Origin of the sequence: Shewanella sp. Isolate8, assembly GCF_022398495.1 — a bacterium.
GTDB classification, from domain to species: Bacteria; Pseudomonadota; Gammaproteobacteria; order Enterobacterales; family Shewanellaceae; genus Shewanella; species Shewanella aquimarina.
This window is the reverse complement of the sequence record NZ_JAKEVI010000004.1, coordinates 180,465-204,045: the sequence shown is the minus strand read 5'-3', so window position 1 is coordinate 204,045 and position 23,581 is coordinate 180,465. Positions and strand designations below refer to the sequence as shown.

Below are 23,581 nucleotides of genomic sequence, written 5' to 3'. Positions count from 1 at the left end.
GGCGTAAAGCCAGGGCCAGTCGAATTCGGCTGATCCATCAAAACACTATTGCAGCATCTAAGATTGGGTACTTATGATTCGATTTGAGCAGGTTAGCAAGGTTTATCCCGGTGGTCAGAAGGCCCTCACCGACGTAAGTTTTCATTTGAAACGCGGTGAGATGGCGTTTTTAACCGGCCACTCCGGGGCGGGCAAGAGTACCCTGCTTAAGTTGATCACAGTGATCGAACGGGCCAATGCCGGTCGTGTCGCCATCAATGGCCATGACATCGCCAACATCAGACCCAAGGATGTACCCTTCCTGCGCCGTGATATCGGCATGATCTTCCAAAACCATCACCTGCTGATGGACCGCAGCGTCTTCGACAATATTGCCTTGCCGCTGGTTATCGAGGGTTTCGCACTGCATGAGATCAAGAAGCGTGTGCTGGCGGCCCTAGATATGGTGGGCCTGTATGGCAAAGAGCGCCACTACCCCATCATGTTGTCTGGCGGTGAGCAGCAACGGGTGGGGATCGCCCGCGCCATTGTTAACAAGCCGCCGCTGTTGCTGGCCGACGAGCCCACGGGTAACCTGGACCCTAAGTTGTCCATGGATATCCTGCGCCTGTTTGAAACCTTTAACGATGCCGGAACGACAGTGCTGATCGCCACCCACGATCTGGGCCTGATCGCCAGAATGCGTTATCGCACCCTGACCCTGAAACAGGGGCGTATCCTGGGCGGTGACGAGCTGGCGAGCGCTAACACAACTGCCAGCGCCTTCGGCCAATAATTGAGGAGAGTCAGATGAGTCAGCAACCTCAATTGGTGCGCAGTAAATTACCCATCAGCGGCCGCATAGTGATGTTTTTTATTCGTCATATTCAACATGCCATGGGCAGCATGGGGGAGTTGTGGCGCAATCCGGTTTCTTCCCTGATGACCATGGCCGTGCTTGGGGTCAGCCTGAGCCTGCCTGCGGCCCTGCAGGTACTGGTGAAGAACGCCGAGACAATTACCCAATCCTGGAACAGCGCCGCCGAGATCTCCCTGTTTATCGATGAGGGGCGCAGCGAGCGCAGCATACAGAGCCTCATCAGCCGGATTAGTGCCTATTCTGAGGTGAGTGCCGTCAGCTATATCGACCGCGATAAGGCCTTGGAAGAGTTCCAGCGCCTCTCAGGTTTTGGCGAGGCACTGGCCTACCTGGATGAAAACCCACTGCCGGCAGTGATCACTGTGACCCCAAGTATCAAGTATGCCAGCCCAAACGGTGCTCGTGAGCTGCTGAAGAAGCTAGAGCTCGAGCCTGAGGTGAGTTTTGGCCGCCTGGATATCGAGTGGCTGGAACGTCTGCAGGCCGTTGTGCGGTTGCTGGAGCGTACCGTGATGGCTATCGCCGCCTTGTTGGTATTGGCCGTGGTGCTGGTGATCGGCAACACCATACGCTTGGCCATCATGAACCGCCGCACCGAGATCGAGGTGATGAAGCTGGTGGGCGCCACCGAGAGCTTTATTCAGCGCCCCTTCCTCTATACCGGGATCTGGTTCGGGGTAATTGGCGGCATTCTGGCCTGGGTGATCATCAATCTGTTGGTCTGGTATCTCGACGGTGCCCTGGCGAGTCTGTTGGGCCTCTATGGCAGCACGCTGGAGATGCAGTCGCTGACATTGGTGGAGCTTGGCGAACTGATTCTGTTGGCCTCGTTTCTTGGCTGGCTGGGCTCCTATCTCTCGGTGCGCCAACACCTGCGGGCGATAGAACCTTCCTAGTCGATACAGGGGTTTTTATGAACTAATTTTCACTTGCACTGTCTATAGAATCGGGTGAAATTAAACCCTGTTCAGCTTCGAGTGTTGACATAGACTGTCAGATAGTTAATAGTTCATCAGCTTGTCCCTGGGCGTAAATTCCTTTCCAAAGACTCCCACGGAATGCCGTTTTCAAGCGGCGCTGAGCACTCAAAGCGTTAAATTTAAGCAAGATAAGAAGTTAGGAGCGTTAATGACAAGTCAAACGCAATCAATGGCACTAATGGTACCTCAAAGCAGCAGTAGCTTAGAGGCTTATATCCATTCTGCGCACAACATTCCAATGTTGGAGGCGAATGAGGAGTATGAGCTGGCGAAACGTCTGCAGGAGACCGGTGACATTCAGGCTGCGAAGCAGTTGATTATGTCTCATCTTCGTTTCGTTATTCATGTCGCCAAAGGTTACGCGGGTTATGGTCTGCCACAGGCGGATCTCATCCAAGAGGGTAACATTGGTCTGATGAAGGCGGTAAAACGCTTTGATCCCGACGTGGGTGTACGTCTTGTCTCGTTTGCCGTGCATTGGATTAAGGCCGAGATCCACGAATACGTGCTGAAAAACTGGCGTATCGTTAAGGTAGCGACCACCAAGGCGCAGCGTAAACTGTTCTTCAATCTGCGTAAGGCTAAGAAACGTCTTGGCTGGTTCAGCGATGAAGAGGTGACCATGGTTGCCGAAAACCTGGGCGTCTCGAAGAGCGATGTGACCGAGATGGAATCACGCATGGCGGCGCAGGACCCAGCCTTCGATCTGGCCAGTGACAACGATGACGACCAGGATTATGCACCTGTGCATTACCTCGAAGATCATTCGTCGGATATTGCCTCTCAGGTCGAAAACGACAACTTCGAAGCCGATAACCAAACCCGTCTTCTGGCGGCCATCAAGACCCTTGATGAACGTAGCCAGCATATTCTACAGGCGCGTTGGTTGGACGAAGAGAAGACCACGCTGCAAGAGCTGGCGGCAACCTATCAAGTCTCTGCCGAACGTATCAGGCAGCTCGAGAAGAATGCCATGAACAAGCTCAAGGGCCGCATGGAAATGTAACGCGCCTAGCTCTTAGGTCAATGCAAAGAAAAACCTGCTATCAAGCAGGTTTTTTTATGGCTAATTTATGTTGCTTGGCTACCGCCTGGATCACCTGCTTGCGTGCTAACTTGAGCCCTGTCTGCTCCAGCTCCGGCCAGGTGAAATATCGGCGGGGGCGTTTAAAGCGGGCGATAGTCTGGCAGAGAAATTCATCGAGCACCTCGGGTGACGCGACTTCCCCCTTGATGATGGCCGCCGGCAGCAGGCCGAACTCCTCATCGGGTACGCCGAACACCAGCGCCTCTTCTATTCCGGGATAGCTTCTTAGCAGCGCCTCTATCTCCTCGGGTTGGATGTTCTCACCGCCGCAGATAAACATGTTGTCTGTGCGTCCCAGAATGAGCAGCTCGCCTTCAGGCGTTAACCTGCCGCGATCTTGAGTGCAGAACCAATCATCTTCATCCAGTGGCCTGGTGATGTCATGGGGAGACTTATCGCTCAGGTAGCCGAGAAACAGGGTCTCGCCACGCACATAGATCACCTCATCGACAATTTTTAGTTGACGCCCAGGCAGAGGCATGCCGCAGCTGCCCTGAGCGTTGGCCCTGGCCGTGGTGATCTGAGAGCTCATCTCCGTCATGCCATAGCTGGTAAAGGCGGGAATTCCCATAGGCACCAGGCGCTCTATTAGTCGCTCATCTATGGCGCCGCCACCCAGCAACAGCGCCTTGAGGCCCTTTAGTGTCTCGGGGGCGTCGTTAAGCAATCTCACTAGTTGGGTGGCCACCAGAGAGAGGTGGGTCAGGGGAATCGTCTTGAGTTGCTCCGCCAGTGAAAGTCTTGGTGCTGGCAGGGTCAGGGCTGCGCCGGCCAAGGCGCAGCGATTGACTATCGCTAGGCCGCCGATGTGAAACAGCGGCAGGGAAAGCAGCCAGTTGTCCCCTCGATGCAAGGGGATCTTCTGGGTCGAGCCCAGGGCGCTGGCGATATGATTGTTTAGGCAGTGAACGGCCGCCTTGGGCATGCCGCTACTGCCCGAGGTGAGTATGATGTTGCAGGGCCGCGCCGTGTCTATCCTGATTGCTTCTACTTTAGTTGCTTCTACCTGGCTATCGCGAGTCGTGGTGAGTGACACTTCGGCGTCTAAGGCGAGCGTCAGGCCAGGCTCAGGAAGCGAGTCTTGATAGGCCTCGCCAGCCCAGAAATAGTTGAAATCGTAGCGCTCGGCCAACCTGGCTATCTGCGCCCTGGGGAATCTGGGATTTAACGGACAGAAGATGGCGCCGAGATCGATACAGGCCCAGTAGAGGATCACCAGCGCCAGAGAGTTTTGGTCGACGCAGGCCAGCTTGTCGCCTGACGTTAAGCCTAGATCATGCAGCTGGCGCGCACACTGTCGCACCCTTTGGGATAGTTGAGCATAGTCGATGGCGCGATAGCCGCCATCATGCCAGTGATGCAGTGCGACTTGTGCTGGCGCCTGGGTTGCCATCAGGTGCAGCGGTGAGGTGTCTATGCTTTCCTGGCCTATTTCCTTGCTGTGTTTCAAACCGCCTCCCGGGAGACCTGTTTCAGGCAGATCAGGTTTTCCAGGGTCAGGCAGCGGTTCTTGCCGGTCGACACCAGCAGATCGGCGCTAAAGGCGCTTAGGGTATCCAGCCCTGGTACCTCATCTGGCGTTAGGGCCTCGCACAGATCCCTCAGGGCATTGATGCCGAGGCTGGCTTCCAGGCTGGCGCTGAGGATCACCCTGACCCCAGCCTCATGGGCCTGCAGAGTCATGGCCTGTAGGTCTGGTAGCGAGCCTAAGATCATCGGCTTGACGATAAGGGCGCTAAGCCCTGGCACCATGGTAAATCGATAGTCAGGGTGGTTCAGGCTCTCATCCAAGGCAAAGCCCACACCTAAGGCCCGGTACAGGGCGGAGTTGTCGCCAGAGTCTTGGCAAGGCTCCTCGACATATTCGATCGCCTCTAGCGGCAGACAGGCGAAGAAATCGATGGCCGCTTCGAGGGTGAAACAGCGATTGGCGTCCAACCTCAACTTGAGATCTGGGCGGCGCGCCAAGATACGGTGAATCATGGCGATCTCCTGGGCCATGGAGGTCTGTCCCACCTTGACCTTTACCGCGTGTACCGTGTCATCTAGGTCATCGATGCGGGCATCCAACGCCTGAGGCGCCTCATCCTGCGCCCGATAGATGAGGGGGATGGTTCGCGCTTGCTGTCTGGCGGCGGGCAATCGTCCCGAGAGTCTTGCATGAAGTAGCGACAGGCCAAAGGCCAGCGAGGGCAGCTTGGTCGCCTGGGCAGAGGTCACCAAGGTGTCGACAGCCTCGCCGACCAAGGTGTCTAACAGGGGGAGCAGCTCGTCGATCACCTGAGCCAGCGACTCCTGGCTAAAGCCTTGGAGAGGCTGTTCATCTACATCTAGGCCACTCAGAGGCGATATCTCGACCTCGCAGCAAACAGACTCGCCCAGTTCGTCTGCTGTGCAGGCCCTGAGGACCAGCCCCTGACGGTTATCGATACGCTGTTTGCCTACCGGCAGCAGCTTGTCTAGGGGGATCTGGTAGCGATAGAGGCTGAGTTGACTGAGTATCATGCTTGTATCCTGAGCTGAGCGATGAGGAGATCACAGAAGGCCTCTGGCTGTGCCAGATGCACGTTGTGGCCTGCCCCCGGTACCCGATAGAGGGCAATCTTTTGTTTAGCCTGCCAGGCTTTGGCCAGGGCGAGAAACTTATCGTCTTGCAAACCTACATAGTAATGCCAATTTAAGGTTGATTGTTCAGGTTGGCTCGACAAATCAGCCTGGTGGCCTAAGGATGTTGGCAGATAGATGCTGGCCAGCGCCGCGGGGCGATTGTGGGAGCGCGCCTGAATGAGCTTCTGCCTTTGTTCATCATTGAGGGAGGCAAATACCCCCTGTTGGTACCAGAGGGCGAGAAAATCTGAGATGGGCAGAGACAGTAACTTTTGCTGCCAGAGCCTGTCCTGCTCCAGCCTCTGGGATCTTTCTTCGTCATTGCTAAGCCCTAGATGACAAGATTCCAGATGTAGGCTGAGCAGGCGCTCGGGCGCCCGTTTTGCAAGATGCTGGGCCAGATGCAGGGCGATGCGGCCACCCAGGGAGTAACCCAGCAGATGAAAGCGATTTACCTTTAGCTCGTCCAGTGTCGAGAGGATATGGGTCACGACCCGCTGAAAGCCTGACGAGTCTGGATCGCCTTCGAGCGAAGGGCTGGCGCCATGACCGGGCAGATCCAGGGCGATACAGCGGAAATGCTGGCTGAGTCTGGCAAGAACGCCCTGCCAGTCATGCTTGTCACCCAGGAAACCATGCAACAAGACCAGTACCGGCTTGCTGCGGTCGCCTTCACTGCGATAGGCCAGCATCAGCTTTGCTTTATCCAGGCGGCGAGGCGAGCTATCTGTTCACTGGCCTGATCTTGCGCCACACAGACCTCGATAACCGAGGCGCCCTGGTAGGCCAGGGCGTCGTCGTAGGCCTCGTTGAAACTCACGATATCCTCGACGCGATTATAGGGCAGGCCAAACATGGCCGCGCCATAGCCAAACTCCAGGCCGTGGGCGAGGCGATAGTAGCCGCTGCGCAGCTTCTCATCGGGCACGGGCAGCAGGTTGAAGATGTTGCCGCCGTCGTTGTTGAGGATAACTATGACGAATGGGCCCTGCTGCTTCGCCGCTAAGGCCAGGGAGTTGAGATCGTGCAGCTGTGACAGATCGCCGATGATCAGCGTGGTCGGGCTGGCCTTGTGGGCCGCGATGCCGCAGGCGGTGGCCAGCAGGCCGTCGATGCCCGAGGCGCCGCGGTTGGTATAGATGCGAGGCGCGACAGGCGTGATGGGCGCATACATGTCGTAGAGACGCACCGGCAGGCTGTTACCGATAAACAGCTGCTGCTCGCCGCGCCCGGCGATGGCGCGCACCACCTGGGCCTCGCCAAATTCGGCGTCGTCAATCTGTTGCTGGAACAGGGTTGCCAGTTGCTCGTTGGCCTCTATCAGTTGCAGCGCCCAGTTAGCCTCGGAAGATCTCGGCCAGGGAAGCTGGGTAAAGGCGCTAAGTGGGCTTATCCAGACTTGTTTGGCCGAGTGACTCGGGTCGAGGCGGGTCTGCTGGGGCAGCACTTGCCAGTAACGTTTCCATTTCTGCTCGCTAAGATAGCTAATCAGACGTTTCGACAGCAGGCGTCCGCCGAACACCAGTACGGTATCGGCTTCCTGCAGCAGCGCCTTGGCCTTAGGTTGCAGCAGGAGTTGATCTATGTTGCCGATTGCCGCGCCATGCTGCCTCAGCTGAGACTGGGCGTCGCTCAGCAGCGGCCAGCCGAGTTTCTGCGCCAGTTCGATAAGCTGTACGGCTTGCTGCTCGGGCGCCAGGGTGCCGGCGATGATCACGCCCTTGCCATGAACGAAGCGCGCCAGGGCGTCTGGCGTCGGTGTGCTGAGAAGCTGGGCGTCGGCAAACAGGTTATAGGGCTGGGCACTATGTTGCCAATTGCCTAACGGGCTCAGGTAGTGGGTGAAATCGGCGCTCATGGAGCCCGGATAGAGGGGCTCTCGGTACATGCAGTTGACGTGTATCGGCCCCTTGGCGTTGGCGACCGACTCATCCAGCAGGGTGAGCAGCGCCTGGGGCGGTATCGCCATATCCGGTGTCGGCAGATTGACCTGTTTGGCATAGTCGGCAAAAATCGCCGGCTGCACTATCGCCTGATTTGCGCCGCAGCCCAGCAGCTCTGGCGGGCGATCGCCGGACAAGACGATTAGCGGTACCTGGGTCAGCCAAGCCTCGACTATGGCCGGATAGAGGTTGGCAACTGCCGTGCCCGAGGTGGTGATGATGGCGACCGGGGCGCGGCTGGCCTTGGCCAGTCCCAGGGAGAGAAAGCCAAGACCGCGCTCATCGAAATGAAGATGCTGCTTGAGCTTGGTCTGTTTGGCCGCCGCCAGGGTAAGGGGGGTCGAGCGAGAGCCGGGCGCCATGCAGACATGTTGCACTCCAAGGCGTGCCAGCTCCTCGAGGATAAGCGAGCCCCAAAGAAGGTTTAATTCGGCGGTTTTTTCAATCTGCATAATGGTTTAACCAATGAAAGAGTTAAACGATAGTCTATCGTTAAGCATATAGTAAAGGAAACCACAGGCCTAAACTGTTACTCATGTTCAGGCATGAGAAATATCCATGTTAGTCGCGGTCTTCAACCGCGATTGTCGATCCATTCGCTCATCACCACATGGGTCTTGAGCTTGATGATATCGGTCTGGGCGTCGATATATTCGCGGATCTCATGCAGGCGGCGCATGGAGTCGGCCTGCACATAGACCAAAAGATCCATGTCGCCCGTGATGCCGCGGCAGGTGATCACCTCTGGGATAGATTGGAATACATGCACCACGTCGGCGCAGCGGGGACAGCGATGTTGGATCTCGAAGTAGGCGGAGACGCCCTCTTTCTGCGACTCGCTGAGCAATACCTGATAACCGCGGATGATCCCCGTCTGCTCCAGCTTCTTGATCCGTTCGGAAACCGCGCTGCGAGACAGGCTGACGCACTCGGCGATGCTGGAAACGCTCTGTCTGGCGTCTTGTCTCAGGGCGTTGATGATGGCCTTATCAAACTTGTCCAAGCTATCCTCTCTTGTCTCTGACAAAGTTAGTACCGACAAAATGTCGGTGAAACGATAAAATTCCGTCAAAGTGTCGGCTCTAATTTGAGTTTCGGCGGAAATCTTTGACAGATTGTTTGATCCGCTAAGTCTATACTATCCCCATAGATAACCCTAACAGAACCTAAGATGGAACATAATCACGGTACTATTGGTCGCTGGCAAGGTGCCGGTCTGATGGCCACCACTTTGCTTGGTACAGGCGTATTTATCCTGCCGGAGATGACCATAGCCACTGCGGGCAGTGGTGCCCTGCTGGCGTGGATACTACTCACACTGGCGATCATCCCTGTGACCCTGGTATTTGCGCGTCTGGCGGGGGTATTTCCCCATGCCGCCGGCCCAGCCTACTTTGTCGAGAAGGCCTTCGGCCGCACCGCCGGGCGCACGACCGGACTTATCTTCCTCCTGGTGGTGCCCATAGGCACACCCGCCGCCATCTTGATGACCTTTCAGTTTATCAATGCCTTGGTGCCCTTGGTGGGTTGGCAACAGTTGATGACTGAGCTGGCGCTGTTGCTGCTCCTGCTTGCACTTAACCTCAAGGGAATACAGGTGTCGGCCAAGTTGCAGTTTGCCCTGACCCTGGCCATCGTCTCCGTGGTGGTGATCCTGTTCGGCGCCGGTGGTGCTAAGCTTGGCGATCTCGAACTGGCGGCGCCCCAGGCGGGAAGCGATATGGGACTGGTGATGGCGGCGGCCGGTATCGCGTTTTGGAGTTTTCTCGGTATCGAGGCGATGACCCATCTGGCCAACGACTTCAAGCGTCCGGACAAAGATATGCTGCCGGCGATGATCATAGGCACCATCTTGGTGGGCCTGGTCTATGTCACCTGCACCTTACTCCTGCTGTTTGTGCCTAAGGGGGAAGGGCTCGCCATGGTCAACGCCTTCGATCATCTGCTTGGGGGCTATGGCGCTCAGGTGATAGGTATTCTCGGGATCGCCGGCGGGCTCTCTACGGTCAACGTCTATACCGCCAGTGTGGCCAGGCTGATCTGGAGTTTCAGTCGCGAAGGCGTACTGCCCCGTTATTTCGACAAGCTCAATCAACACAGGGTGCCGGTGCGGGCGCTGGTGGCCGTGCTGCTCACCATGGCCACAGTGATCTGCCTGACCTATCTGTTTGGGCAGGAGCTGGAACATCTGATCGCCTGGACCAATGGGGTGTTCGTGCTCATCTATCTGGTGTCTATGCTGGCGGCGGCCAAGCTGTTGAGTAAGCGCTACCTACCACTGGTGATCACGGGTGTTGGCTTCTGCCTGGCCATGACCCTGGCGCTGGGGGCTAACATGCTCTACGCCCTGCTGCTGGTTTCTGTACTCGCCCCGCTACTCTGGTGGCAGAAGACCCATCTGGTCCGTAAGCAGACCTGCCGCGTTGGATAGAATAGCCTGAGTCGAGTTGTACATGGCATGGAGGCTGCTTTGGCAGCCTCCTTGGGAAAAGGCGATACGATTCAGATCTGTTGATCTAGCTTGAAGTCGAGTCGCACCTGCTGCCTGGTTTGTGGGATGACCCGTCCCTCTTCCATCTTAGGTTTATACTTCCATTTCTTTAACGCGTTGACGGCCGCGCGGTTAAAGATCCGCTTCGGGTTAGCCTCAATCACCTTGATGTTCTCGACCGCACCGCTGGCCGTGATGTCAAATTCCAGCAGCACGTAGCCCTCCTTGCCCTCCTGGGCAGCCGATACGGGATACTGAGGCGATACCTGAATGATAGGCAGGGCATCGCTTGTGTCGTTTACCGCAGGTGAGTCTTGGGTGGTATTGACGACCTTAGGCATCTCGATGACACCCGGTAGCAGCCCGGTTTCGTTGGTTTCACTCTCTTCGAAGCCTTCGACGCGCCTAGGGGGCTGCACCGGATCTTGTTTAGGTTCGATGATGGTTTCCCGCTGCTTTTCTATTGGTGGTTTGGGCTCGAAGGAGAGGTTAAGGTCTGGCGTTGCAATAGCGTATGTTTGCGTGGGCTGTTCGTTATCGATCAGTTTGGCCATGAAAGCGAACAGAGATAGGGTGATCACGCCACCGACTATGGCGATAAAGGTTCGTTTTAATAGTGCAGTTTCTTTCATAAAGCATCCTTACCTTATTATCTTTGCTACAAGTGATACCACCTATTTGTAAGCAAATGTAAATAACGAACTTATAGGGTTATCACCCTTTTTTAGCCTTGGCTAATAAAAAATCACTTCGAGGCTCAATTGAGATATTTTTAATTACATTTCAATAACCAATAGTTTACATTTTAGGGCTTATCCTTGGGCAAAACAGATCACTTGGATGGGACATGTGTGAAGACTATTAATCTTATTGTGTTATCACTTTTGGGGGGATTGATCTTGGGTGGTATCAATTCGAGTTATGCAGGGGACGCTTCAGCGATACGGGCGGCCGTCGAGCATCCAGAGAGATTGGCCCGCGACAAGGCGCGCGATGGCAGCCGCCATCCCGAGGCGATATTAAATTTCTTCGAGGTGGCGCCAGGGCAGCGGGTGCTGGATCTCTTCTCCGGCGGTGGCTACTACAGCGAGCTGTTAGCGCGTGTGGTGGGGGAGCAGGGCAGCGTACTGGTACACAATAATCAGGCCTATCTGCCTTTCGCCAAGGAAGATCTGGCAGAGCGCCACTACGAGACGCGTCTACCCAATGCCGAACCCATTGTCTGTGAGGCGGACGAGTTACAACTGCCTGACGAAAGCCTAGATCGCATCTTCTTTATCCTGGGCTTTCACGATACCTATTATCATGAGCCAGGCTGGCCGGCGATCGACAGGGAAAGGCTATTAAAGCAGATGTTTAGCAGCCTAAAATCCGGTGGTCTGGTGGCTATTATCGACCATGATGCCGCAGAGGGCAGCGGTACCAGCACGGCTCACGAACTGCACCGTCTGGCCAAGCAGCATGCGATCGATGCCATGGAGGCGGCCGGATTTAAGTTGCAGGCGAGTCTGGATGTGCTGGAAAATCCGGAAGATAAGCTGACCCTGTCGGCTTTCGATGAGGCGGTACGCGGCAAGACCAGTCGCTATGTGCTGAAATTTGTGAAACCTTAAGTTGTGAAGCCCTAGCTTGTAACGGCTTGGCTTTTAACGGCCTGGCTTTTAAAGGCCTCGGTCTTTGAATTATAGGTTTGTTAGCCCTTAGCGGGTCTTGTTGATCGCGGCGTTTCTTAGCTGGATCAGCTCGCTGTGCTTGAGGTAGAGGAGTTCGGCGGTGCGGCGGATGATCTGATCTTCATAGCGGCACAGACTGCCGTCGGCGTAGGCCAGGGTCCACATGGCGAGGATCAGCTGCTGTTTCTGCTCCAGAGAGCACTGGTCGTTGATCTGTTTGGTAAATTCAAACAGTGAGGTGGCGTTGCCCTGCACCTGTTTCGCCTCGGCAATCAGGCTCTGGGCCTCTTGTATGCTCAGTGGTAGAGCCGAGGTGAGCAGCTCAGGCAGCAGTGCGGCTTCCTGATCGTCTAGGGTCTGATCGGCGTAGACGACTTCCAGCAACAGACAGGCGGCGGCCAACTGTAGGTGTTTGGCCTTCTCCTCGGGTGACTCGGCGTGAGTCTGGGCGGTGAGAAACTGTTTCAGCTTGGCGATCATCACGCATACCTTTCAAGACTTAGTTAGGGGTTAGAGTCCCCTAAAAGGCCAGAGTTCATCCTGTGCAGATGAACTCTGCTTCATGGAGCGGTTAGAGCAGGGCGCCAAGTCCTTGCATCAGCAGATCTGTGGTGCCGGCACCGGCGTTGGCATCGAGGTAGCCCTTAACGATATCCACCATAGGTTTTGCCAGCTCTTTGGAGATGCCCAGTTTCTCGAAAGAATCATAGACCTGGGCACCACCCTGCAGCGAGCTGCCAAGATCGCCAGCCTTAGACAATAGGCCCGACATGCCTGAGTCGCTGTCGAGCTGCGGCGCCGCCGACAGCAGGCCGTCGATACCAGGAATCGCCTCGGCGATAGGACCGAAGCTGTCGCCGCCCAGAGTCGTTTTCGCCAGCGAGAGCAGGCTACCCAGTCCACCTTCGGCCTGAGTCTGGCTGAGGCCGAGCTGAGACATCACAGTGCCAACAAGGTCGTTGTTTTGTGTCTGGGTGGCGACCTGAGGCACCTCTTCTTTCTTGGTGAGGTCGTCAAACCAGCCGGCCGACGCCGGGCTGCCGAGTAGTAAAGAGCCTAAGATAACCGCGCTGATAGTGGATAATTTCATGAATCGCCATCCCATGGTGATAAGTGCTAAATATGCGGCCTATTCTAGCCTAGCCGGGCGATAACTTTGTATCTATTTTTAGACATGTGTTGTGCATTGGCGTTGAAATTTCGGTATCCTGTCGAACTCACAAGTTGGTTTACATATATCTAATGGAAAGTCACATGTCATTATCAGCGATTTTGACCGAAGCTTATAACTTCTTTCGTAACCATATCCGCCAGTTAGCGGCGCTTACCGTGCCTATCTTGTTTCTACAGGTAGGGATTCAGATGTGGTTAGGAATGGAGATCAATAGCGCAGATCTGGAGAATCCCCAGTTTGGCGTGCCTCACATGCTCGCCATGATGGTGCTCTTGCTGGTCTTTTCACTGCTTATCGCCGCCCTGACCCTGTTTATGGAGGTGAGATCCCATGGCCACGAGCCTTCTACCGGCATCTTGCTTAAGACGAGTCTGAGTTTCGTTCCGCCGCTGTTGCTGGCCGGTGTCTTCTCTGGTCTGGCGATTCTGGCTCCTGTCATGCTGTTTGCAGCCTTCGGCCCCATCTGGTTAGTGGGACTGGTGATCAGCATTTATATCTTCGCCCGTCTGGCCTATGTGAATTTCATGGTAGTGGTCGAGCGCCTGACGCCGCTGGAAGCGATCAAGGGGAGCTTTAAGTTCAGTGGCCCCATCGCCTTCAAGACCCTGCTGGTACTCATGCTATACATCCCGCTGTCGCTTATCGGTGGCACCCTGTCTAGCCTGGCACAGTCTGTGGGTTTCCCCCTGGTCTTGGTGGTCGAGGTGCTGGTGGCCTTCTTTGGTCTGTTCGTTAACGTGGCCCTGTTCCGCCTCTACATGGTGTCGCGTCCCAGCGTAGACGAGCAGGTCTGATCCGCGAGAATCCCTCTTTTAATATTACAACCACGGAGTCCTCACCTTGCTCAGCGATATCGAACTGGTTAGCCAATTTTCGCAGGAACTGGGTGAAGACTACCGGGTGGCCAAGAGCTATGTGCGTGACGTGCCGACCCAGGCGCTGCTGCACGTGCGTAGCTTCACCCATAGGCTGACGGACAAACTGGCGGCCTCCCAGCAGCTGGTCTTCGATAGCCCCAACCTCTACGATCGTATCGAGCTACTCAACCGACAACGGGTGATCAATGTACGGCTGACCCGCGCCCTGCATCGGCTGCGCAGCGATGGCAACCGCGGCGCGCATCCCGAGAAATATCACCTGACCGCCGAGGCGCTCGAGCAGCTGGCCGAGAAGGCGATAGAGCGTCTGGTCAAGTTAGTGGAAGATCTTTATCCGCTGCTCTGCAATGAGCCAGCTCCCGAGTATCGCTTCGAGCCTTTCGATGCCTTCGCCGGGCGGGATCTCTGCTATCGCGCCGTGATGGAAAACGATCCTCAGGCGCAGTATCTGGTGGGCATGTCGCTCAAGACCCGTGCCCTGATGCAGAAGGAGCAGGAGCAAGCCCTGCATGACGAGGCGGAGCAAGAGCTTGACCCTCAGAGCGAGGCCAACTTTAAGCAGGCGGCCCACTGGTTTGCTCTGGCGGCGCTCCATCTGCCTGAAGCGAAATATGAACACGGCGTCAGCCTGCTGCACGGCTATGCCGGCAAGGCGGACGTGGCGGCGGGCGAGAGTGCCATCATAGCCGCCGCCAAGGCCGGGGTGGTGAACGCCATGGCGTTGCTGGGATATTTTTACCTGGTGGGCGGCGAGCAGATCAGCATAGATACTCAACTCGCCTATCGTTATCTGCAGGCGGCGGCGGATCGCGAGCAGTCGGAAGCCATGGCTAACCTGGGGGTGCTCTACTATCAGCAGGCCAACTATGCTCAGGCGTTTCATTATATCTCTAGCGCCGCTCAGGCGGGCTTTCCACATGCCCAGTATCACCTGGCACTCATGTTGGCGCGGGGCGAGGGCTGTGAGGCCGATCCCCTGGCCAGCGAGCAGTGGATGGCCGAGGCTGCCGAGCAGGGACAACTGGATGCCATGCTGCACTGCGCCCAGCAGATGCTCAACAACGAGAATGCCCTGGGCAACGACTTCTCTCTGGCCGAGCGCTACCTGAGGGAGGCGGTGAAATATGGCCACAGCGTGCCGGCCATGATAGAGCTGAGCATCGCCCTGGCCGATGGCATACTGGGACGCATAGATGTGGTGGGGTCGACGGCGCTGCTTAAGATGGCGCGCCAGCGTGGCAATGAACGCGAACGTGAGGTGATAGCCCCGCTGTGGGAGTCGCTGTCTCTGCAGATCGATAAGGTCTTGAGCGTCACCCTAGACGCCGAGGAGCAGAGAGCCCTGCAGCGCGCTCGGGAACTGTTGAGCGATCCGCCTAATAGCTAACAATTATTGCATACAATATCCATTTGTGGCTAAATGTGCGCCTCTGTTCTCAGCCGGTGTGGAGTCGCCTTGTCACAGCCCCAATCCGAAAGCCAATCCGTTAGCTGTCAATTTTGTCACCAAGATGTTTGCGTGACGCGGTGCATTGAACACAACCATACTTTTAATCAACTGGCGGCGGCCTACGTCAAGCTGGTGCTGGCCATCGGCCATCATGATCCCCTCTATATGGATGCCTATTATGGTCCCGTCCAGTGGCAGACCCAAGCCTCAAAGCTGCCCCTGCCAGAGCTGGCTTCGCGTTGCGCTTCACTAGTGAACCAGCTGGCCAATGCCGGTCAGGACTTGCCCTGTCAGCTCCTTAGGGATCGTCATGGCTTTCTGAGCAAGCAGCTCGGCGCTGCGGCAGGTTACCTGAAACGCCTGATGGGTCATGCGTTTAGTTTCGATGCCGAGTCGCAGCTCCTCTATGATACTCAGGCGCCCAAACTGAATCTGAGTGACTTCAGTGAGGTGCTCGCACGAATCGATAGCCTGCTGCCTGGAGAGGGCACTCTGGCCAAACGCTTTGACGCTTACCGGCGTCAGTTTATCGTGCCGGCCGACAGAGTGCCTCAGGTGTTCACCGCCGCGGTGGAGCAGGCGAGGCTGTTGACTAAGCGCCATCTGGCCCTTCCGGAAGGGGAGCAGTTCAGGGTCGAGTTCGTTAAAGATCAGATCTGGACCGCCTATAACTGGTACCAGGGAAATTACGCCAGCCTGATCCAGCTCAATCAAGACCATCCCCTGCATCTTGAGCGCGCCTTGGAGCTGGCCAGCCACGAGGGCTATCCGGGGCACCACGTGTTTAATCTGCTGCAGGAGCGTGAACTGGTGAAGGGGCTTGGCTGGTGGGAATACGCCATCTACCCCCTCTATAGCCCCATCTCGTTTCTCTCAGAAGGCAGTGCCAACTTTGGGCTGTCGCTGCTGATGACCAAGGAGGAGAGAATCGATTTCGAGCAGCGGGTGTTGATGCCCATGGCGGGGATAGAGGGGGATCTGCAGCATTATCATGAGGTGATGGAAGCCTATAAAGCCCTGGCTAATCTGGATACTCTGGTGTGCAGACAATTGATCGATGGCGAGATAACTCGCGAGGAGGCGGCGCGATTGCTAGTGGAATTTGCCCTCTACACGCCTGAGAAGGCGGCCCAGCGGGTGCGTTTCTATCAGGCTAATCGTAGCTATGTGATCAACTATCATCACGGCGAGGCAAGCGTCGGGGAATATGTTACGAGAAAGGCCTGTGATAACTCACAGGCCTGGGTCGTGTTTGCCGCTTTGTTGGCAAGGCCGCGGGCGGCGAGCGAGATTACTCGTTAGGGTCGTGCTCGAAGGTGCGACCTTGACGTGGGGCTCGGGTCTTGCCAAAGGGCGAGGCGGTCTCAAACGGCCGCGACGAAAACCCCTTTTGGTCAAAACCTTGTGTCTGCGCGCCGAAGGCAGCATTCCCCTGCTGGCGGAACTTGGCCAGCTGGCGCTTAAGAAAGACCCGGCCAAACAGGCTCAGGATGATGAAACTTAAGGCGCCGACAAGAATGACAAAGGGGAGCGCTAGCAAGACCAATGTCATTACCACTAAACCGATCGCGAAGGCCATCCAGCCCTTAGTACCCGAGAACCTATGCTGGAAAGGTGTCAGTTGAAATTGTTGATAAATCATAGTTTCTCCCTAGGGACTCTTTATCTTTCAGGCTTAATCTCTGTTCAATAGTCCCTGCGTTGATGGCTCGATTGTGCACATATTCGCCCCATGAGATCACGTTAAATTCGTTTAATCTTCTTTGTTAACTGTTACCAAATGTCTCGAACAACTTAATGTTAGCCGGAGCAAGGTTAACCTAAGCTGAACCGGATACCGATAATTGGGTTTCGGGCAGATTAACGGCCTGGGCGACACGCTTACATATGGTCTCGCGGATCCACTTGTGCCCCGGTTCGTCGTCGTTGCGCTCGTGCCATAGCAACACATAGGCCAGCGAGTGGAAATCGAATGGAAGTGGCAACTCCTCCAGCGCGTAGAGCTTGCGGGCGTGGGCGGCGAAGCTAGAGGGTAGGGTAAAGATAAGATCGCTATGGGCGCAGACGCTGGCGGCACCATAGAAGTCGGGCACCGTGGTGCTCAGGTGACGTCGCTGCCCAGATTTCGCCAGGAAATAGTCCAGCGCCCACCACTCGTTGCCCTCGCAGCGTACCTGCACATGGGACATCTCAAGGTAGATGTCGAGATCCCACTGATGATTACGAATGGCCGACAGCATGGGATGGCCTTGGCGTACCAAGCAGACCTGATGATCGGTAAACAGCGTCTGGTGGGCGATCCCTTCCGGCAGCCTGTCGATGATGAGATCCGATTGGGGGTTGATGTCCCGTCCCGTGATGCCGAAATCGATCTGCCCCTTCTGTAAGGAGGAGAGGGATTTCTCGGTCCACAGATAGGAGTCCAGCCTGAGGTTGGGCGCATTGTTGAGCAATGGGCCGATGAAGTAGGGGAGCAGCGTCTCGTAGGCACTCTCGACCATGGCAAAGGAGAACTGACGCCGACTGCTGGCGGGATTGAAACTCGGTGGCTGAGTCAGCTGGTAGAGCCCCTGCAACATGTCCGGCAATTGCTGGCCCAGCAGGGCCGCGTGGGCGGTGGGCTTGAGGCCGTGGGCGGTTCGGATAAACAGGGGATCGCCTAAGGTATCGCGCAGGCGGTTGAGGCTCTTGCTCAGGGCCGATTGACTCAGATGCAGGCGGCTGGCGGCGCGGGTCACGCTGCGCTCCTCCAGTAGCACCTGTAACATGACCAAGAGGTTGAGATCGATACGCGCCAGGTTGTCGAGATTCATTAGATATTCCTTACAGGAAATTAGCTTTTGAAATTATACCATTTCTGTTCATAACTTGGCTGGTCTAAAATAAGCCTCATTACCCTTACCCCTACATAAAATTAGAGAAATATGCGTCGGAACCTGTTACCCATACTCATGTCTATGGTGGTCTTGAGCCCCCTAGCCATAGATATCTATCTGCCCTCAATGCCCGTGATGGCGGCCGAATTTTCCGTGTCGGCCAGTCAGGTGCAGTCGACGCTGGTGCTGTTTCTGTTTGCCATGGGGGTCGGTCAGGTGCTGATCGGTCCGCTGGCGGATCGCTTCGGGCGTCGCCCCATAGCGCTGGGAGGCCTGCTGCTCTATATCGCCAGCAGTCTGTTGGCCGCGGTGGCGATGGACTTTCATTGGCTGCAACTGGCTCGCGTGCTGCAAGGCTTAGCGGCCTGCTCGACCTCTATCGTGGTATTTAGTGCCGTCAGAGACTGTTTCACTCCTAAAGAGGGCGCCCGCTACTACAGCTATCTTAACGGTGTGATCTGTGTGATCCCGGCACTTGCACCGACCCTAGGTGGTCTGCTGGCGCTGCAGTTTGGCTGGCGTTCTACCTTCGTGTTTATGACGCTGTACGCCATCATCATCATGATTCTCGTCGGCTATCGCCTGCCCGAGACACGTCCGGCCAACACAGTGACCCAAGGGGGTCTCTATCGCTGGTCCCGCTATAAGCCTGTGCTGATGGATGCGCATTTCATGTTTTATGCCTTCGCCTGCATGGCGGGCATGGCTGCCATTTTGACCTATGTGTCCTATTCGCCCGTATGGCTCATCGAGACTATCGGCGTGTCTGAGCTGACCTTCAGCGGTCTGTTTGGTCTCAATGCCCTGGTGAATATCGGCGCCTGTTTCGCCGCGCCCGTGGTGATTCAGAAGCTGGGCAACCGCCCGACCGTGATCCTCGCCCTGACCGCCTTGTTGGTCTCGGCCCTGTTACAACTTGCGATGCAGTGGGCCGGCCCACAGACCGGACTCGCGGCCGCCTTCGGTTTCATGCTGCCTATGATGCTCTTGTGTATCGGTTTCGCCCTGCTGCTTGGTCCGGCGACCAGCATGGCACTGGCGGGCTTTGGTGAGCGTGCCGGTACTGCAACCGCCATGCTGGGCTTTATTCAGATGAGTGGCGCCTCGATTCTGGCTGGCCTGATCCAGCAGACCGACCTGGCGGCGCCTTACGCCGTGGTGGTCGTCATGGGTGGCCTGGCGAGCCTGCTGCTGGTGGCCATGAATATGAGCCGTCTAGATACCTGGCACCAGGAACGCCACGCCCACTGATAGGCGCAACCTGATCCATTAGCAACACCCTTTTAGCCTGCATTAGTGACCTCAATGCAGGCTTTTTTTGATCTTGGGTTAGAAGCGAGCGTTTACCCCGATACCGATAAGGAAATCATCGGCGTAATCTTCATCGGAAAATCGCTTAACCCCGGCGAAGTTAGCGGCGAAGTGGTCGGAGATTTGCCACCAATATTTCGTCGACAGGCTAAACAGGTTGATGCTGTCATCATAGGTATATGTGTTAACGGTATTATCCTGGGTGGGCCACTGGGTTTTTATATCGCTATTTAGCCAGGTATAACCGGCGCCAACGGACCAGGCTGAGGTGATATACCAGTCTGCGCTCAGGCTCACTTGAGTCGTGTCATTTTTAGAGCCAGCCTCTATCGATCGGGAAGCTATGACACTGCTGGTTTCTATTCTGCCATATTCGATCTGGGCCTTAAGATCTAGGCCTGTGGTCGATTGCAGCGGAAAGTATGTGCGGATATGAGCGCCATAGAGACTATTGTCTAGTTCGTAATCAATGGCTTCCTCTGTGCTCAGGCTCCAAGAATCTGAGTTGCCTTGGTATTGGTAATAGATGGCGACTTCGGAGCTGTCGTTAAAATAGTAGCCGAAGTTGATGCCATAACCGGTTTGATCTTCATCCCTCGGTACCGCAATAAAGTCTTCTTGATCCACATCGAGATAGAGATAATTTGCACCTATGAACCAATTAGAGTCCATCACATATCGGCCATCTACTGTGTAGCGAACCGTATCGTCATAGGCGTTTTCCTGAGCATACATACCGCCTAGATAGGAGGATTGCGCCAGGAATCCCGCCAGTGCTTGGGGGGTATTGTTCTTCTCCACAGGTTTAAAATAGAAGCGGTAGTCAAGGTTCCAGACACCGTCCTCGAAGTGATCGGTATCGGTGCCGAAACTCACATTGGCTTCGTGTTGAAAGGTGTTAACGGCTTCACCGGCAAACGCCTGTGTCGTTAACCCTAATAGGAGAGGGAGTGTGAGTAGCTGCTTTTTCATGTTCTTCTTCCTTGTTGTTATATTGGCAGCGTCCATGCTGTGATAACACTCTGCTGCCCGTTATAATCTTGCTTTATGACGAGCCATAGCCCAGCGCCGGATTATATTTGTTAATCGATTGTTGTGTAAAGGTTTGATTTTTATGCGTGAGTTATCTGTGGCTGAGTCGGTGAATGTGTTAATCAGGCCTTTATTTAGCGCTAGCCCATTGTGAGGATCTTGTGAGTCGTCCCGTTTGCCCCCAATGCCATTATCCAGTCAATGCCTGCCTGTGCGACAGCATTCGACCACTCTCGACCCGTGTCGAGTTGATTGTGTTGCAACATCCCAGCGAGGTGTCCCATGCCAAGAACAGCGTCAAGCTGATGCAGGCAGTGATGGGAGATAAATTGCGCTTAGTGGTAGGGGAGAGCCCCGAGGATTTTGCCGAACTGAGGGACTACCTAAAGGCGCAGTCCCGGCCCGTGTATCTGCTCTATCCCAACGAGGAGAGCGAGACGCTAAATAGCTCGGCCAAGCACCACGACGTGGTGTTGCTGTTACTGGATGGTACCTGGCGAAAGGCTTATAAGTTGTTGAAACTAAACCCTTGGTTGAGCGAGTATCCTGGGGTGCATCTAGATCTCGACGCCCCCTCTAAGTACACTATACGCAAGGCAAAGCGCGACGATAGCCTGTCGACTCTAGAGGCGGCGGCGCTGGCCATCGAAACCCTGGAGCCGAGCTGCGACGTGTCGCCACTACACGATGCCTTGGCGGCCCTGGTGCAGCAAAGGTTAGCGGCCATGCCGGCATCTGTGAGGCAGAGATATGAGCCTGAATAGCCCAATGATAAAACTGTGAACCAGCCATGGGTTACCGGAAAAGCCTATGGAGTAGATCACGATAATCTGAGAGAAATTAGGGTCTAATAGCCTGAGTCACTCAACATAGAGTGGTCAGATAGCTGTGTCAGTTTACTGTCCATGCAGGGAGGCAGTATCGCCTTCGAGGCGCTGACACAGTTATCGGTTCAATGCAGGATGAAGTTGGCCTTGGTAAACTGCTCCGCCGCCGTCGGATAACCATAAAAATAGCCCTGGGCAAATCCTTGTCCCATCCCCGCCAGTATCTGTTTCTGCGCTAGTGTCTCGACACCTTCCACCACAAACTGAATCTTGAGTGCCTGGGCCAGTTGTATCATCGCCTGACACAGCTCGCGTCCCTGTGGTTCGTTGAGTCGCTCGGCAAAGCCCGCATCTATCTTGAGCGTGTCTATCGGCAGGCTGCCCAGCTTGCTGAGGGAGGAGAGGCCGGCACCGAAGTCGTCGATGGCGATTCGCACGCCCAAGGCCTTGAGGTGAATGAGGGTGGCTTTGACCCGTTTTGGTTGGCGTAGCAGGGCCGACTCGGTGATCTCCAGCACCAGGGCAGTGGCAGGCAGGCCACTGGCGATTAGGGCGCGGGTCACCTGCTGGACAAAGTCCGGGTGTTCCAATTGGGTCGCCGAGACATTCACGCAGGCCTGAAGCGGCCTATCTATCTCATCGCGCCACTTGGCGACCTGCTCGCAGGCGGTGGTAAGCACCCACTGACCTATGTTGATCAACAGGCCCGTCTCCTCTAGCAGGGGCACGAAGTCACTGGCCTCGATGATCTCCTCGTCACTCTTGTGCCAGCGCAGCAGTGCCTCAACCCCTAATACCTGGTTGCCATCGAGGTTGACGATCACCTGATAGGCCAGCTGGAACTGATTCAGGTTAAAGGCATGACGCAGGTCGTTGATGGTCTTCAGCTTGTACTGGGCATCTCTGTGCATCTGGCTGTCGTAGAAGAGCACATGGTTGGGGCTCTTCTTGGCGCAATACATGGCGGTGTCGGCAAAGCTGAGCAGCTGTGCGGCCTGATCGCTGTGTTCGGGGAAGAGGGCTATGCCTATGCTGGTGCCCAGAAAGAATTTCTGACTGTTGATCTCGAAGGGGGCGTCGAATATCGCCAGTAGCTGCCGGGAGATCGCCTCTATCTCCGCTCTATCCTGGCAATCGCTCAGCACTAAGGTGAACTCGTCGCCGCCGAGGCGGGCAATGCTGGCCTTGTCGATGCAGCTGGCCTCGAGGCGTGCCGCCACCAGTTGCAGTACCTTGTCGCCTGTGGCGTGGCCGAAGCAATCATTCACATTCTTGAAGCCATTAAGATCCATGAATATGACGGCGCCAAGCTTGCCACTCTCCTTCTGAGCACTCGCCAGCGCCTGATCCAGTTGCTGCTTGAGCTGATGACGGTTGGGTAGGCCGGTTAGGGTATCGACCATGGCCTGCTCGGTCAGGCGCGACTCAAGGCGCTTCTTGGCGCTGATGTCGCTGAACAGGGTGACATAGAAGAGCTCGCCGTCGATCTGTAGCTTACGGCAGCTTTCCCAAGCAGGAAACTGGCTGCCGTCGGAGCGGGTCTTGAGGGTCTCGCCCTGCCAGCTGCCGCGATCTTCCAGGCACTGCAGGAAGTCGGATTGCCTATTGCTGACCTCACAAAATCCCTGTAGATCCAGCGGGCTCTTGTTAAGCAGTTGGTCGGCGCTATAGCCACAGATGCGACACATCGCCTTGTTGACCGCGATGATCTCGTGCTGGTGGTTGCTGATGTAGACGGCCTCTGCGCTGTCTTCCAAGATGCTGGAAACCAGCTGAGCCGGCAGGCGGTCGAAACCGTTGGACACCTTTTCTCGGTGTTTGGCGCGGCGATCGGCGGTATCGAAACGTACCAAGATCACCTGACTCTCCTCGAGGCGTGCCGGTAGCATGGTGACTCGGGTGGGAAGCTCGCGCCCCAGTTGGCTCATGTGCAGCCAGTTGACGCTGACGACCTCGCCCTGGTGCACACGTTCTATCAGTTGCTGCGCCACTTCTATGCTGTTGATGCCGCTGGCCTGAATTCGCGGCGAGAAGTCGTAGGGGGTGGCGGTGATAAAGCTGTCGCGCTGGGTGTCGAAATAATCCAGTGTGCCCTGACTGGCGCCGATGAAGGCGTGTCCCTTGAGTATGGCTAAGCATGCGTACTCGTCCCGGCGCCAACTGTCGAGTTGCCGCTGAATCTCAGGCTGCGCGCTGCTAAGCTGCGTCAGTTTGGTTAACCAAGGGCCCATAGGGTGCTCCATGAGGTGGCTCGCAAATGGGGCAATGAGCAGCGCTTATGGTGCCTTTGCTGGTCTTCTCTTTGCCAATGGGGTTAAAAATACCGCGAATCTAAACGAGACTCAAACCTAAGGATAGGTATTTGCACGGTTTTTCAATCATTTTTATGATCT

General features: G+C 55.8%; 22 protein-coding genes. 10 read left to right on the top strand and 12 right to left on the bottom strand.

The features are described 5' to 3' along the window. The first annotated feature begins 73 nt into the window (after positions 1-73). From ftsE to rpoH, 3 genes are all read left to right on the top strand, one after another. Complete coding sequence (gene ftsE, locus L1D43_RS17235; protein WP_239853541.1) at positions 74-775, top strand: cell division ATP-binding protein FtsE; 702 nt, start codon at positions 74-76, stop codon at positions 773-775. Between the two features lie 14 nt (positions 776-789). Then, positions 790-1,755, top strand: a complete 966-nt coding sequence (gene ftsX / locus L1D43_RS17230) for a permease-like cell division protein FtsX (protein WP_041508827.1) — start codon at positions 790-792, stop codon at positions 1,753-1,755. 232 nt (positions 1,756-1,987) lie between these two features. Continuing rightward, the gene (gene rpoH, locus L1D43_RS17225; protein WP_041508828.1) at positions 1,988-2,845 is read left to right on the top strand and encodes an RNA polymerase sigma factor RpoH; all 858 of its coding nucleotides are present in this window, start codon (positions 1,988-1,990) and stop codon (positions 2,843-2,845) included. 40 nt (positions 2,846-2,885) lie between these two features. On the opposite strand, the gene menE is transcribed toward rpoH, so the two are convergent. From menE to L1D43_RS17200, 5 genes are all read right to left on the bottom strand, one after another. Then, positions 2,886-4,376: an o-succinylbenzoate--CoA ligase gene (gene menE, locus L1D43_RS17220; RefSeq protein ID WP_239853538.1), complete on the bottom strand. Its 1,491-nt coding sequence runs from the start codon at positions 4,374-4,376 to the stop codon at positions 2,886-2,888. Then, positions 4,373-5,431, bottom strand: coding sequence for an o-succinylbenzoate synthase (gene menC, locus L1D43_RS17215; protein ID WP_239853536.1), 1,059 nt, complete (start codon positions 5,429-5,431; stop codon positions 4,373-4,375). The genes menE and menC overlap by 4 nt, the downstream gene beginning before the upstream one ends. Beyond that, on the bottom strand, positions 5,428-6,225 hold the full coding sequence (gene menH / locus L1D43_RS17210) for a 2-succinyl-6-hydroxy-2,4-cyclohexadiene-1-carboxylate synthase (RefSeq protein ID WP_239853535.1): 798 nt from the start codon (positions 6,223-6,225) through the stop codon (positions 5,428-5,430). The genes menC and menH overlap by 4 nt, the downstream gene beginning before the upstream one ends. Beyond that, entirely contained in the window at positions 6,225-7,928 is a 1,704-nt protein-coding gene (gene menD / locus L1D43_RS17205; RefSeq protein ID WP_239853534.1) for a 2-succinyl-5-enolpyruvyl-6-hydroxy-3-cyclohexene-1-carboxylic-acid synthase, read from the bottom strand. Before menD ends, menH begins: the two co-directional genes overlap by 1 nt. Positions 7,929-8,050: 122 nt before the next feature. Continuing rightward, entirely contained in the window at positions 8,051-8,479 is a 429-nt protein-coding gene (locus L1D43_RS17200; RefSeq protein WP_041508831.1) for an Lrp/AsnC family transcriptional regulator, read from the bottom strand. Positions 8,480-8,647: 168 nt separating this feature from the next. Between L1D43_RS17200 and yjeH the strand changes: the two genes are divergently transcribed. Continuing rightward, positions 8,648-9,907: an L-methionine/branched-chain amino acid transporter gene (yjeH, locus tag L1D43_RS17195; protein WP_239853533.1), complete on the top strand. Its 1,260-nt coding sequence runs from the start codon at positions 8,648-8,650 to the stop codon at positions 9,905-9,907. A gap of 71 nt (positions 9,908-9,978) precedes the next feature. Here the strand turns inward: yjeH and L1D43_RS17190 are convergent, their stop codons facing one another. Next, entirely contained in the window at positions 9,979-10,599 is a 621-nt protein-coding gene (locus tag L1D43_RS17190; RefSeq protein ID WP_239853532.1) for an energy transducer TonB, read from the bottom strand. Positions 10,600-10,866: 267 nt separating this feature from the next. Here L1D43_RS17190 and L1D43_RS17185 point away from each other — a divergent pair, with 267 nt between their 5' ends. Continuing rightward, a complete protein-coding gene (locus L1D43_RS17185; RefSeq protein WP_239853531.1) occupies positions 10,867-11,580 on the top strand; it encodes a methyltransferase domain-containing protein in 714 nt (237 codons plus the stop codon). 87 nt (positions 11,581-11,667) lie between these two features. Here L1D43_RS17185 and L1D43_RS17180 read toward each other — a convergent pair whose 3' ends face one another. Beyond that, positions 11,668-12,120 (bottom strand): TerB family tellurite resistance protein, encoded by a 453-nt coding sequence (locus L1D43_RS17180; RefSeq protein ID WP_239853530.1) that lies wholly within the window; start codon positions 12,118-12,120, stop codon positions 11,668-11,670. Between the two features lie 91 nt (positions 12,121-12,211). Continuing rightward, positions 12,212-12,730: a DUF2780 domain-containing protein gene (locus L1D43_RS17175; RefSeq protein WP_239853529.1), complete on the bottom strand. Its 519-nt coding sequence runs from the start codon at positions 12,728-12,730 to the stop codon at positions 12,212-12,214. Positions 12,731-12,894: 164 nt separating this feature from the next. Here L1D43_RS17175 and L1D43_RS17170 point away from each other — a divergent pair, with 164 nt between their 5' ends. The 3 genes from L1D43_RS17170 (at position 12,895) to L1D43_RS17160 (ending at position 16,444) form a co-directional block, all read left to right on the top strand. Next, entirely contained in the window at positions 12,895-13,608 is a 714-nt protein-coding gene (locus tag L1D43_RS17170; RefSeq protein WP_239853527.1) for a hypothetical protein, read from the top strand. Between the two features lie 46 nt (positions 13,609-13,654). Then, entirely contained in the window at positions 13,655-15,079 is a 1,425-nt protein-coding gene (locus L1D43_RS17165) for a tetratricopeptide repeat protein (RefSeq protein ID WP_239853525.1), read from the top strand. A 132-nt stretch (positions 15,080-15,211) separates the two neighbouring features. After that, positions 15,212-16,444: a hypothetical protein gene (locus tag L1D43_RS17160; RefSeq protein ID WP_239853523.1), complete on the top strand. Its 1,233-nt coding sequence runs from the start codon at positions 15,212-15,214 to the stop codon at positions 16,442-16,444. On the opposite strand, the gene L1D43_RS17155 is transcribed toward L1D43_RS17160, so the two are convergent. Continuing rightward, positions 16,434-16,784 carry a hypothetical protein gene (locus L1D43_RS17155; RefSeq protein WP_239853521.1) on the bottom strand — a complete coding sequence of 117 codons (351 nt, stop codon included), beginning with the start codon at positions 16,782-16,784 and terminating at the stop codon, positions 16,434-16,436. The genes L1D43_RS17160 and L1D43_RS17155 overlap by 11 nt on opposite strands. A gap of 178 nt (positions 16,785-16,962) precedes the next feature. Continuing rightward, complete coding sequence (locus tag L1D43_RS17150; protein WP_239853519.1) at positions 16,963-17,955, bottom strand: LysR substrate-binding domain-containing protein; 993 nt, start codon at positions 17,953-17,955, stop codon at positions 16,963-16,965. A gap of 111 nt (positions 17,956-18,066) precedes the next feature. Between L1D43_RS17150 and L1D43_RS17145 the strand changes: the two genes are divergently transcribed. Then, positions 18,067-19,269, top strand: a complete 1,203-nt coding sequence (locus tag L1D43_RS17145) for a multidrug effflux MFS transporter (protein WP_041508841.1) — start codon at positions 18,067-18,069, stop codon at positions 19,267-19,269. Positions 19,270-19,347: 78 nt separating this feature from the next. Here L1D43_RS17145 and L1D43_RS17140 read toward each other — a convergent pair whose 3' ends face one another. After that, positions 19,348-20,301 carry a porin family protein gene (locus tag L1D43_RS17140; RefSeq protein ID WP_239853517.1) on the bottom strand — a complete coding sequence of 318 codons (954 nt, stop codon included), beginning with the start codon at positions 20,299-20,301 and terminating at the stop codon, positions 19,348-19,350. Positions 20,302-20,522: 221 nt separating this feature from the next. On the opposite strand from L1D43_RS17140, the gene L1D43_RS17135 reads away from it, so the two are divergent. Further along, on the top strand, positions 20,523-21,125 hold the full coding sequence (locus tag L1D43_RS17135) for a tRNA-uridine aminocarboxypropyltransferase (protein ID WP_239853515.1): 603 nt from the start codon (positions 20,523-20,525) through the stop codon (positions 21,123-21,125). Positions 21,126-21,313: 188 nt separating this feature from the next. Here L1D43_RS17135 and L1D43_RS17130 read toward each other — a convergent pair whose 3' ends face one another. Then, entirely contained in the window at positions 21,314-23,419 is a 2,106-nt protein-coding gene (locus tag L1D43_RS17130) for an EAL domain-containing protein (RefSeq protein ID WP_239853514.1), read from the bottom strand. Positions 23,420-23,581: the final 162 nt, after the last annotated feature.